Here is a 12,302-nt window from a genome sequence, read left to right as displayed (position 1 = left end):
CATGAGCGAGGTCGCGTCCGTCCTTCCCGACCGGCCGACCTCGCGCTGGCTGATCCTGGACGGGCAGGGGCGGGTGCTGCTGTTCCGTTTCGCCTTCGCCGACGGCCCCCTTGCGGGATCCGAATTCTGGGCCACGCCGGGCGGCGGCTGCGATCCGGGCGAGACCTACGAGGACGCCGCACGCCGCGAACTGTTCGAGGAGACGGGCCTGATCGTCGCTGATCCGGGCCCCCAGGTCGCCCGCGTCCGCGTCAGCTTCCGCCTGCCCGACGGCTGCATGGCCGACGTCGATCAGCGCTTCTTCCTGCTCCGCAGCGACGACTTCGACCTGTCCTCCGCCGGCTGGACCGAGACGGAGCGGCGCGTCCTGGCCGAGCACCGCTGGTGGAGCCTCGACCAGATCCGCGCCTCCACCGAGACGATCTGGCCCCAGGAACTGGCGGACATTCTGGAGCGGCTGACGCCGATGGCGAGGGGTGTTGATCAAGGCTAGGGTCTTGGTCCGCCTCGTTCGCCATGCCCGCCCTGATCGTCGCCATCCTGCTGAGCCAGCCTGTGGATCAGACAGGCTGGGCGCGGGGCAAGCACGGGAATTGCGGCTGTCTGAAGTTCCCTCCGATGGCGTCCTTTTTCGAGAGGGATATTCGTTTGCAATCATAGGGCTTGCAGCAAGGCCCACTGCGGCGCTTGATCCCTGGAGGATAGGAGAACACCATGACGACATCCCCGATCTTCGATCTTCAAGCGGTGCAAAAGGTGCGTAAGGGCGCCGTGCTCGTCGCCCTGCTGGGTCTGGTGGGCCTGACGATGGTGTCCCAGTCCGCCACGGGCCTGGACAGTCCGCTTCACGAGGGCGTCGAGGCCGTGGGTCTGGCCGCGATCGTCTTCGCCATCGTCGGCCGGGCCTGGTGTTCCCTCTATATCGGAGGGCGCAAGAAGGCCGAGATCGTCTCGCGCGGCCCCTATTCGATCAGCCGCAATCCCCTCTATATCTTCAGCTTCTTCGGTGCCTTCGGCGTCGGCGCCCAGAGCGGCAGCCTGACGCTGGCGGTGCTGTTCACCCTCGCGTCCGTGGCGGTCTTCTATCTGACCGTTCGCCGCGAAGAGGCATGGCTGGGCGCGACCTTCGGCGCCGCCTATGCCGATTACAAGGCGCGGACGCCTCGTTTCCTGCCTGACTTCTCCCTCTGGCGGGACGAGCCAGAGCTGTCGGTGCGGCCCAACTTCTTTCTGACCACGATTAGAGACGGGCTGGTTTTCCTGCTCGCCATACCGCTGTTTGAGGCCGTCGACCTGGCCCAGGCCCAGGGCTGGTTGGCTACGCTGGTGCGCCTACCCTGATTGGCGGCGATCAGAAGGGCTCTGGCCTCGCATGACTTCAGACCAGAGCTTCCGTCGTTAACCCGGCCTTCCAGTCACGGAATCGGATCGTCGGCGGAGGCGTCAGGTCGCCTCGCGCCAGTTCGACCACCAGGGGACCGATTTCCGATGGATGGGGCACGGTCTGCGGGTCTTCTCCGGGGAAGGCCTGGGCGCGCATGGCGGTGCGCATTCGGCCCGGATCGACGATGCTGACGCGGATCGGGGTGCTCTCCACCTCGTCCGCCCAGGCCTTGATCAGAGCTTCGGCGCCTGCCTTGGTGGCGGCGTACATGCCCCAGAAGGCGCGGGGCGTCGTCGCCACGCTGCTGGTGAAATGGATCGCCCGCCCGGCGTCCGAGGCGCGCAGCAGCGGCTCCAGCGAGCGGATCAGCCGGTAGACGGCCGTGAAGTTGACCTTCTCCACCTTGGCGAACTCGCGCGGGTCGGCGTGGGCCACCGGCGTCAGGCCCGACGGCCCCATGGTCGCCGCCGCCTGGACCCAGACATCCAGCTTCTTGAACCGTTCGAAGATCGCTCCGCCCAGCCGGTCGATGCCGCCCCCGTCGACCAGGTCAAACGGGACCAGGGTGGCGTGTTTGCCGGTGGCGGCGAACACGGCGTCATCCAGCTCTTCCAGTCCGCCCTGGGTCCGGGCCGTTGCGACCACGTGCGCCCCGGCCTTGGCCAGGGCGAGGGCGCTCTCATAGCCGATGCCGCGCGAGGCCCCGACGACGAGGGCGATACGGTCTTTGAGGGGCAGGTCTGACATCCGCCATGATTAGCGTGCGTTTGCGGCGGCCGCCAAGCGGGATCGAGCGTGCGGCGATCACAGGCTGAAGCTGACGCCCTGATGTGACTCAGTTTCCGCCGAACGCTGCTTTAGCGAGGCCGTATGACGCCTTAGTGGCGACCAAGATCATCACCAAACCGACGCCCAGCCAAACCATCGACGGCACGCGAAAGCGGCGCTTGCCGAAGAGCAGATGCCCGGCGCCCACGCCCGTCGTCAACCCAGCGAGGGTCGAAGGCGATAGTGCGGACTGGTTTGCCGCCAGGATCAGGTTCAAGACGAAGAACATCCCGACAATCGCCAGAAGGCGGTCGCCAAGCCTGATCAGGACGAGCCTCCCCTCCTGCAGTTGGCTGTTTTGAACTGGGTTGTGCGCCATCAACCCGTGATATCATGCGCTGACCAGCAGCGAAAGCTGTCGGGCTGAAAACTCCCGGCCGCCTTCCTCGATCTCCCGGTCCAGCAGGCGGGTGGGGTAGTCGCCGGTGAAATAGTGGTCGGTGAACTGGGGCGCGTCATTGTTGCGGCCGGGCTCGCCCATGGCCTGATACAGGCCGTCGATGGACAGGAAGCCGAGCGAATCGACCTCCAGCATTTCGCGCATCTCCTCCAGCGTCTTGTTGGCCGCCAGCAGTTGCGCCCGTTCGGGCATGTCGATGCCGTAGAAGTCGGGGAAAAGGATCTGCGGGGAAGCCGAACGCAGATGAACCTCCTTGGCGCCGGCCGCCCGGACGGCGCGGACCAGTTTGACCGAGGTGGTGCCCCGCACAATGGAGTCGTCGATCAGCACGACCCGCTTGCCGGCCAGGGCAGACTTGTTGGGGCTGTGCTTCATCCGCACGCCCTTCTGCCGGGCGCCCTGGCTGGGCTGGATGAAGGTGCGGCCCAGATAGTGGCTGCGGATGATGCCCATCTCATAGGGGATGCCGCTCTCCTGGGCATAGCCCAGGGCGGCGGGCACGCCGGAATCGGGCACCGGCACGACGATGTCGGCGTCCACGCCCCATTCGCGGGCCAGACCCCGGCCCATGTCCTTGCGGACTTCATAGACCGAACGGCCGTTCACGACCGAGTCGGGACGCGAGAAATAGACGTATTCGAACAGGCAGGGGCGAGCGGCGCGCGCGGGGAAGGGTTTGATCGATTCGACGCCGTTCTCGTCGATGACCACGACCTCGCCGTGTTCGACGTCGCGCACGAAGGCGGCGCCCATCATGTCCAGGGCGCAGGTTTCTGACGCCAGGACCCAGGCCTCGCCTATCTGGCCCAGCACCAGGGGGCGGATGCCCAGAGGGTCGCGCGCGCCGATCATCTTGTGACGGGTCTGGGCCACCAGGGCGTAGCCGCCCTCGATCCGCGCCAGGGCGTCGATGAAGCGGTCGACGATCTTGGCCTTACGGCTGCGTGCTATCAGGTGAAGGATGACTTCGGAGTCCGAGGTCGATTGAAAGATGGCGCCTTCGCTGACCAGCTGGCTGTGCAGAAATTTGAAGTTGGTCAGGTTGCCGTTGTGGGCGATGGCGATGCCGCCCTGGTCCAGGTCGGCGAACATCGGCTGGATGTTGCGCAGGAAGGACCCGCCGGCGGTGGAGTAGCGAGTGTGGCCGACAGCCGCGCGACCGGGCATGCGCGTCATCAGGTCGGCGCCGCCGAAGGCCTCGCCCACCAGCCCCTGATGGCGTTCGGTGTAAAAGCGTTCGTCCTTGATGCTGGCGATGCCGCAGGCTTCCTGACCGCGATGCTGAAGCGCATGCAGGCCCAGGGCGACGACGGCGGAGCCTTCGTCTTCATCCGCGCCCCAAACGCCGCAGACGCCGCACTCCAGACGGAGCTGATCATCCTCCGGCTCGCGCCAGTGCTCGCGGTGAACGACGGGATCGGCGATATGGTGGCGCATCGAGGGGCTCCGATGACCGGGGGAAACTTACGGGGCGGCTTCGCGCGGCGAGTTAGTCTCGGATTGCGTCCGAGGCAAGGCTTCGTCGTTCGAAAACCCTTTGCGCACGGATGAATCCACCACAGGCGTGATCGCATCGGCGCCGCGCCCGATGCCGGGCAGGACGATCTGAATGGCGCGGGCGCCGACGGCGCTGACCTTATAGAGCGCCGCCTGGGTCAGCCATTTCGGCGTCCGTTCGCCCGGCATGGCGGCTACGATGACCAGATGGACGGCGCCCAACAGGACCAAGGCCCGGCCTGCGCCGACGAACACTCCGATGAACCGGTCGATTCCTCCCAACTGCGGATGGGCCTGGGCCTGTTTGGACAGGAAGGAGCCGAAGATGCGGATGCCGAAATAGACGACCATGAAGGTCACGATCGCCGCCAGGATCGTCCCGGCCCAGTCGGGATTGACCAGGGCCCGCCCCAGCATGGCCGTCCAGGGCAGGGTCACCAGGGCGATCAGCGCCGCCAGCAGGGCGCTGAGCAGGGTGATGATCTCGCGCACCCCGCCGCGCACCCAACCGGCGGCGGCGGAGAACAGGATCACCACTATGGCGAAGACGTCGTAACCGGTCACTCAGAGGTCCAGAAACTGTTGCGCCCGTCTAATAGCGGTTTTGCGAGATTCGTTCGACCACATCCGTCAAACGCGTCGCCGACGTCACCTTGACCCCGTTTGTCTTCCCCGCGCTCTGGGGCAGGGGCGGGCACAGCAGATGGTCGAAGCCCAGCTTCTGAGCCTCGCGCAGCCGCGCCTCGGCTCGGCCCACGCTGCGCACCTCGCCCGACAGGCCGATCTCGCCGAAGACGACGCAGCCCTGGGGCAGGGGCATGTCCAGCGCCGAGCTGATCAAGGCCGCCGCCGCCGCCAGGTCCGCCGCCGGCTCGTTGATCCGCAGCCCCCCGGCGACGTTCAGATAGACATCTTTGTCGCCGAAGCCCAGGCCGCACCGGGCCTCCAGCACCGCCAGCAACATGGCCAGGCGACCGGAGTCCCAACCGACCACCGCCCGCCGCGGCGTGCCATAGGCGGACGGCGCCACCAGGGCCTGGATCTCGACCAGAACGGGCCGCGAGCCTTCGATCCCGGCGAAGACGGCGGCGCCGGGCGCCCGGTCCTTGCCTTCGCCCAGGAAGAGGGCCGAGGGATTGGCGACTTCGCGCAGGCCGCTGTCGCCCATTTCGAACACCCCGATTTCGTCGGTGGCGCCGAACCGGTTCTTGCCCGCGCGCAGAATGCGGAACGGATAGCCGCGCTCGCCCTCGAAGGTCATGACGGCGTCGACCAGGTGTTCGACCACGCGCGGCCCGGCCACCTGGCCGTCCTTGGTGACGTGGCCGACCAGGACGACGGCGATCCCTTGCGTCTTGGCCAGTCGGACCATTTCGCCGGCGCAGGCCCGGACCTGGGTGATGGAGCCGGGCCCGCTCTCATGAACGTCGGACCACAGGGTCTGGATCGAATCGACGATGACGATGTCGAACTGTTCGCGCTTCAGCGTGCCCAGGATGTCGCGCAGCGCCGTCGCCGCCGCCAGATTGACCGGCGCCTGGTCCAGCCCCATCCGCTTGGCCCGCGCTCGGATCTGCTCGACGGCCTCTTCGCCCGAGATATAGGCGATACGCCCGCCGCGAAGCGCCGCCTTGGCCGCGACCTCGAGCAGCAGGGTGGACTTGCCCACGCCCGGATCGCCGCTCAGCAGGATGGCCGAACCCGGAACCACGCCGCCGCCGCAGACCCGGTCGAACTCGGCCACGCCCGTCGTGATGCGGGGCGGTTCGGGGGTGTTGGATTGAAGGGTTTCAAACTGCAGGCCGCGTCCGCGCGCCGAAGCGGCCGCCGAAGGCTTGATCGCGCCCGGCGGCGCGGAACGGCTCTCTTCGGTCAGGGTGTTCCACTGCCCGCACGATGAACACTGACCCGACCACTTGCCGTGGACCGAGCCGCAGGATTGACAGACGTAGAGGGCGGAATCGCGAGCCATGGACTTCCTTAGCAGAGACAGCCGACGTCGGGTGACGGGCCGAGCTTCGGGCCTTCATCGGCCTCTTCTACGTCAGTCGCGGTCGCATTCGCCTCAATAGGCGCGAGGCACCCGGTCGCCGATTGCAGTCAATAGTTCATAGCTGATGGTTCCGGCCGCGGCCGCCGCCTCATCCAGATGACGGTTCGCGCCGAAAAGCTCGACCCGATCGCCGACCGCGACGTCCAGGCCGGTGACGTCCAGGGTGCAGACGTCCATCGACACCCGGCCCAGCAGAGGGCGGATCTCGCCCGACACCCAGGCGGCGCCGCCTTGTCCATAGGCCCGCATGACACCGTCGGCATAGCCCGCAGCCACCACGGCCGCTCGCACGGGACGGTCGGCGACGAAGCCTCTGGAATAGCCGATGCTTTCCTCCGCCCTGACGTCTCGAACCTGCAAGACCTCGGCGGTCAGGGTGGCGACGGCGGCGATCCTGACATCTGGCCGACCCTGCGGCCCGCCGCCATAGAGACAGACGCCGGGGCGCACGGCGTCGAAGCTGTAGTCCCGCCCCAGAAAGCAACCGCCCGAATTGGCCAGGGATCGCGTGATGCCCGGATATCGCGCGGCCGCCGCCGTGAAGGCGTCGCGCTGGCGCCGGTTCATCGGCTGGTCCGGTTCGTCGGCGCAGGCCAGGTGACTCATGACAAGGTGGAGGCCCTCGAACGGCTCCGGCGCGTCTTCGGGGCGGAACCCCAGCCGGTTCAGGCCGGTGTCGATCTGGATGCCGCAGGCGCCGCCGCCGACCTGGCTCCAAGCCTGCATCTGTCGGGGCTGGTTCAGCACTGGACGCAGGTTCGCCGCCTTCAGCACGCCGGCCGCCCCGTCGTGGCAGCCGTCCAGCACATAGACGACCGGCGCATCGCCCAGCGCCGCCCGCAAGGCCAGGCCCTCATCGGCGCGGGCGACGAAGAAGGTCCGCGCCCCCTCGGTCATCAGCCGGGTCGCACAGGCCTCGGCGCCCAGCCCGTAGGCGTCGGCCTTGACCACCGGATGAACCGGCGCGCCGGTCACGGCTTCCAGCGTGTGGAAGTTGCGGGCCAGGGCGTTCAGATCGACGGACAGCAGGGCGGGGGAGGGCATGGCGGCCTTATGGCGCAAGTCGGCGGTTAGGGAAGAGCCCTATTCGTAGCTGACTTCCTCATAGCCGTGCGCCAGGTTGCCGAAGCGGACCGTGTCGGCGTCGAAGGCCAGTTTGACGATGCCGATTGGGCCGTGGCGCTGCTTGCCGATGACGACCTCGGCCTGGCCTTGCAGCCGGTCCATGTCCTGCTGCCATTGCAGGTGTTCCTCAGTGCCTTCGCGCGGCTCGGCCCGGCCCAGATAGTAGCTCTCGCGATAGACGAACATCACGCAGTCGGCGTCCTGTTCGATCGAGCCGGACTCCCGCAGGTCCGACAGCTGGGGCCGCTTGTCGTCGCGCTGTTCGACCTGACGCGACAGCTGCGACAGGGCGATGATCGGGACGTTCAGCTCCTTGGCCAGGGCCTTGAGGCCGCCGGTGATCTCGGACACTTCCTGAACGCGGTTCTTTTGCCCGCCGCCTTCGCCGGTGGTCACCAGCTGAAGATAGTCGACGATGATTAGGTCCAGCCCGTGCTCCATCCGCTTCAGCCGCCGCGCCCGGGCGGCCAGCTTGGAGATGGAGATGCCGCCGGTGGCGTCGATGTAGAGGGGCGCCTCGCCGATTTCGACCGCCGCATCGCGCAGCTTGCCGAAGTCCGAAGCGTCAATCTCGCCCTTGCGCAGCTTGTCGGATGAGACGCCGGACGCATCGGCCAGGATCCGCATGGCCAACTGTTCGGCGCTCATTTCCAGCGAATAGAAGGCCACCACCCCGCCGTTGACCGTCTTGCGGCCCTCCGGCGTCGGCTCCCACTGATAGGCGCGGGCCACGTTGAAGGCCATGTTGGTCGCCAGAGCCGTCTTACCCATCGACGGGCGTCCGGCGAGGATCAGCAGGTCGGATGGGTGCAACCCGCCCAGTTTTCGGTCCAGGTCGTGCAGGCCCGTGGCCAGACCGGCCAGCTTGCCCTCGCGCTGATAGGCTTCCGCCGCCATCTGAACGGCGCCGGACAGGGCGTGGGAGAAGCTGACGAAACCGGACGAGGGCTTGCCCGTCTCGGCCAGAGAATAAAGGGTTTGTTCGGCCTGTTCGATCTGTTCGTCGGCGGGGACGTCCGGATTGGGCGCCTCCTTGATGATTTCACCGCCGATGCGGATCAGGTCGCGGCGCAGGGCCGTGTCATAGACGACGCGGGCGTAGTCTGGGGCGTTGGCCGCCGGCGGGGCTCGGTCCACCAGATCGGCGAAATAGCGCAGGCCGCCGAACTCCTGGAAGGCGGGGTCCTGTTTGAACCGCTCCATCAGGATGGTCGGCTCGGCCAGCATGCCCTGACGGATATGACCCTCGATGGCGTCGAACAGCCGCTGGTGGAAGGGCTCGTAGAAGTGGGAGCCGCGCAGACGGTCGCTGAGACGCTCGAACACCCCGTTGTCGAACATCAAGGCGCCGAGCAGCGCCTGTTCGGCCTCCAGGTTATGAGGCATGGAGGCGACGCCGTTGGGGTCCAACGGGGAGGACGAGAAGGGCAGGGGGGCGAAGGCGTTCATTGTCTTAACGCTTTACCCCTGACACGCGCCTGCGTCAGTCGCGGACGCCTCCACGACCGTGGACAGATCGTCCCCCCTGTGGGTGAAGTGAATCCGTCGTCTGCGGGGCTCGTGGATTCGACGCCGGGGCGCGCAACTGAGCGCGCCCCGGCCGAACGCCTCAGAAGCTGTAGCTGAGACGAGCGTACAAGAACCGCCCGTTGAAGCCGAAGGGCGAATAGCTCGGGAAACCGACCGAGCCGGTGGCGCCGTTCAGAGTGGTCGGCGTGTAGGTCGGGTATTCGTCGAACAGATTGTTCGCCCCGACGGCCAGACCGACCCCGTAGGGGAACTGATAGCGGGCTTCCAGATCGAAGAGAGTGTGGTCGCCGGTCTCATAGTCCAGTGTCGAGGCGTTATTGGCGACCAGGACGCTGGCGTAGTAGGTCGCCTTGGCCGAGACCGCCCAATCGCCCAGGGTCCAGTCCAGTCCTCCAACCACCTTGGTCTTCGGCGTGCCATCCTCGAAGGCCAGAATGTTGGACCGATCGAACAGGAAGTTGGGAGAAACGGGGATCGACAGGCCGGCGGGCGTGCCCGGCGTCTTGTCTACTGTCGTCTCATTGTAGTTCCCCGCCAGGGTGAAGTCGAAGCGTCCGAAATCCGTCGGCAAGCGATAACGGCCGACGACATCGACCCCCTGGGTGGTGGTGTCCACCCCGTTCAGGAAGAAGCGCGCCGCGCTGACCCCAAAGGGCGCCAACAGGGTCTGGACCGCCGTAGTCGTGGCCGCCGACTGGCTCGGGCGGGTTGTACCCAGGCTTTCCGAATAGATGATCCTGTCCTCCACCTCGATCTGATAGGCGTCAACCGTCAGTTCGAAGCCGCCAGAGCGGAATACGGCGCCCAGCGAATAGTTGATCGAGGTTTCCGGCTCTAGCGGCTTGGAGCCGAGAGCCAGGGCGACCGGATCATCGACGCGGAAGGTCCCGGCCTGGATCAGGCTGGTGGTGGGCACCCCGCCGATGACCTGTGTAACCAGATTGGTCGCCGTATAGCTGAAATACTGTTGCTGAAGCGCGGGGGCATGGAAGCCTGTAGAAACCGCGCCGCGCAGCGCGAAGGCGGGCGAGAAGTCATAGCGCGCCGAGATCTTGCCGGTGAACTGGTCGCCGAAATCGGAATAGTCCTCGTAACGCCCGGCGACGCCGAAGGTCAGGGCCGGGGTCAGCCGACCTTCCAGATCAACATAGGCGCTCCAGTTATTGCGGTCTTCATCGGCCTCGTTCGAGGGGGCAAAACCAGGGAAGCCCTGGGCGCCCGCGCCGCCTGTCCCGCCCGTTCCGCGATTATAGGAGGCCGGTTCGCCAGCGTAGACTTCGAAACTTTCGGTTCTGTATTCGAGCCCGAACGCGACGTTCAGCGGTTCGATCAGTCCGACCTCAAGCGGTTTCACGCCATCGATGCCCAGGGTGAGCTGGTCATATTTCAATCCGCCGGCGTTGAACTCTCGCTTGGACCCCGCCCCGTATGAGGCGTTCAGGGAGTTGGTGACGCGGTAATCCAGCGAGTTGCGGCCATACCCCACCGACAGGTCCCATTCGATCCCGGCCGCCTCGCCCTTGACCCCGCCGTACAGATTGCGATCGACGATCTCGGTGTTGATCAGAGGCAGAAAGCCGTTCGGATAGATGGCGACGACATTGTTAGCGTTGTTGTAGGCGCGGGCGGTGGCGCCGGATTCGCTTACCTTGTGCTGGATTCCGCCGAAGGCGTAGGCTTCCCAGTCCGCACTGATCGGTTTTCCGGCGTTGAACCACAGCGACTGCGACTCCACGGCCGGGTCGCCGAACCGGCCGAGCACGGTCGTGGTGGAGGTGTTGCCGACGACGGCCGAGGGGGCTGCGTAGTCGGAACGGTTGGTCGGGTCGCGTTTTTGCAGCTCGCCGGATACGGTGACGAAGCCGTCGTCGCCCAAGGGCAGACCGACCCAGCCGGACAGGGAGGTCTGTTCGCCGTCTGTCGCCTCATGCGATCCGCGCGCGGTGTCATATTCGGTGTCGTAGCGGCCGTAGTTCAGCGTCAGACCACCGCCTTCGCGCGCCTGTCGCAGGCGCAGGTTGATCACCCCGGCGATGGCGTCCGAACCGTACTGGGCCGAGGCGCCGTCGCGCAGCACCTCGACCGAACCCAAGCTGACGGACGGGATGGTGTTCAGGTCGAAGGCGGTCGAGCCCCGTCCCAGGGCGCCGTTGACGTTGACCAGGGCGCCCACATGGCCGCGCTGGCCGTTGATCAGCACCAGGGTTTGGTCGGGCGCCAGGCCTCGCAAGGTCGCCGGTCGGACATGGTCGGAGCCGTCCGAGATGGCGGGACGCGGAAAGTTGATCGACGGCGCGGCGGCGGCGAGGGCTGCGGCGGTTTCCGTGCCCGTGCCTGTCCGGGTCAGGGTCTCGCCGGAGATGACGTCCACCGGCGCGATGGTGTCCAGCCTTGTCCGACCCGCCGTTCTCGTGCCGGTCACGACGATCTCGCCTATGTCGGCCGCATCGTCGGTCGAAGGCGGTGTTTCTTGGGCGAAGGCGCACGGCGCCGACATCAGTGCGCTGGTGGAGGCGAACGCGAGCAAAACAGAACGACCAGAAATCAGCTTCATGACTATCCCCAATGACAGCGACCTCTGGTCTTGGACGGCGACGGCCGCAAAACGACGTCCAGGGCCAGGCCGGCGCAAAAAACAACTATGGAGAAGCCTGAAATCGAGCCCGAGTGAAATGTGTTCATCGCAGGGGCAGGGGGTCAAGGCACGGTTGTGCACAAGGCGCCTCGGCGGCGCGGAAGCGGAATGGTCTGTTGCAAACTTGTCATATCAGCGGCGACGGGCGACGGCTGGATCGGGTCGCCGCTTTGCAGCAAAAAAGGCGCGCTCCTTGTGGAACGCGCCCTTGATGTCTTTGCGATTCGCCTTGGATCAGGGCAGGCCCTGATCCGGCGGACCAGGATCAGGCCTCGTCGCCGAAGCCTTCCTGTTGACCGGCGCCGCCTTCGATCAGCTCCTGGGCCGATTGCTCGGCGGCCTGGCGCTCATCGTCGAACTGGCTGCGGATCACGTCCTCGCCCTTGGCTTGGCGCTCGGCCTCGTCCATGGAGCGGGCGATGTTGATCTTGACCGTGGCGCGGACCTCGGCGTGCAGGCGGACCGGCACTTCGTGGACGCCCAGGGTCTTGATCGCCGTGTTCAGGACCACCTGCGAACGTTCGACCTTGCCGCCTTCGGCCTGGATGGCCTCGGCGACGTCGCGACCGGCGACCGAACCGTACAGCTGGCCGGTTTCACCGGCCTGACGGATCATGATGTAGGTCTGGCCGTCGATCTTGTCGGCGATCTTCTGAGCCTCGGCCTTGTTCTTCTCGTTGCGCTGCTCGATGGCGGCGCGGTCGAGTTCGAAAGCCTTCAGATTGGCGGCGGTGGCCCGGCGGGCCTTGTCGCGCGGCAGAAGGAAGTTGCGGGCGAAGCCGTCCTTGACAGTGACGACGTCGCCGATGGCGCCGAGGTTATCGACGCGTTCCAGCAGAACGACCTTCAT

At 66.4% G+C, this 12,302-nt stretch carries 11 protein-coding genes; 2 read left to right on the top strand and 9 right to left on the bottom strand.

Annotated elements, in window-relative coordinates; all coding sequences use genetic code 11:
- Window position 1: 1 nt before the first annotated feature.
- Window positions 2-493, top strand: coding sequence for an NUDIX hydrolase (locus ACZ5M6_RS12405; RefSeq protein ID WP_464158768.1), 492 nt, complete (start codon window positions 2-4; stop codon window positions 491-493).
- A 221-nt stretch (window positions 494-714) separates the two neighbouring features.
- Window positions 715-1,341 (top strand): methyltransferase family protein, encoded by a 627-nt coding sequence (locus ACZ5M6_RS12400; protein ID WP_054766024.1) that lies wholly within the window; start codon window positions 715-717, stop codon window positions 1,339-1,341.
- A 37-nt stretch (window positions 1,342-1,378) separates the two neighbouring features.
- Here the strand turns inward: ACZ5M6_RS12400 and ACZ5M6_RS12395 are convergent, their stop codons facing one another.
- From ACZ5M6_RS12395 to rplI, 9 genes are all read right to left on the bottom strand, one after another.
- Window positions 1,379-2,131 carry an SDR family NAD(P)-dependent oxidoreductase gene (locus ACZ5M6_RS12395; RefSeq protein WP_054766023.1) on the bottom strand — a complete coding sequence of 251 codons (753 nt, stop codon included), beginning with the start codon at window positions 2,129-2,131 and terminating at the stop codon, window positions 1,379-1,381.
- An 88-nt stretch (window positions 2,132-2,219) separates the two neighbouring features.
- On the bottom strand, window positions 2,220-2,534 hold the full coding sequence (locus ACZ5M6_RS12390; protein ID WP_152950551.1) for a hypothetical protein: 315 nt from the start codon (window positions 2,532-2,534) through the stop codon (window positions 2,220-2,222).
- A gap of 9 nt (window positions 2,535-2,543) precedes the next feature.
- Window positions 2,544-4,049, bottom strand: coding sequence for an amidophosphoribosyltransferase (purF, locus tag ACZ5M6_RS12385; protein ID WP_464158767.1), 1,506 nt, complete (start codon window positions 4,047-4,049; stop codon window positions 2,544-2,546).
- Window positions 4,050-4,076: 27 nt separating this feature from the next.
- Entirely contained in the window at window positions 4,077-4,673 is a 597-nt protein-coding gene (locus ACZ5M6_RS12380; RefSeq protein WP_054766020.1) for a CvpA family protein, read from the bottom strand.
- A 28-nt stretch (window positions 4,674-4,701) separates the two neighbouring features.
- Window positions 4,702-6,081, bottom strand: coding sequence for a DNA repair protein RadA (gene radA, locus ACZ5M6_RS12375; RefSeq protein WP_464158766.1), 1,380 nt, complete (start codon window positions 6,079-6,081; stop codon window positions 4,702-4,704).
- 93 nt (window positions 6,082-6,174) lie between these two features.
- On the bottom strand, window positions 6,175-7,206 hold the full coding sequence (alr, locus tag ACZ5M6_RS12370) for an alanine racemase (protein WP_464158765.1): 1,032 nt from the start codon (window positions 7,204-7,206) through the stop codon (window positions 6,175-6,177).
- Between the two features lie 39 nt (window positions 7,207-7,245).
- Window positions 7,246-8,736: a replicative DNA helicase gene (locus tag ACZ5M6_RS12365; protein ID WP_464158764.1), complete on the bottom strand. Its 1,491-nt coding sequence runs from the start codon at window positions 8,734-8,736 to the stop codon at window positions 7,246-7,248.
- Window positions 8,737-8,896: 160 nt separating this feature from the next.
- A complete protein-coding gene (locus ACZ5M6_RS12360) occupies window positions 8,897-11,371 on the bottom strand; it encodes a TonB-dependent receptor plug domain-containing protein (protein ID WP_464158763.1) in 2,475 nt (824 codons plus the stop codon).
- 346 nt (window positions 11,372-11,717) lie between these two features.
- On the bottom strand, window positions 11,718-12,302 hold the full coding sequence (gene rplI, locus ACZ5M6_RS12355) for a 50S ribosomal protein L9 (protein WP_183217132.1): 585 nt from the start codon (window positions 12,300-12,302) through the stop codon (window positions 11,718-11,720).

The sequence above is a fragment of the Brevundimonas sp. Br13 genome (genome assembly GCF_055391505.1).
The sequence above is the reverse complement of the archived record's forward strand: the minus strand, read 5'-3'. Positions and strand labels throughout refer to the sequence as shown.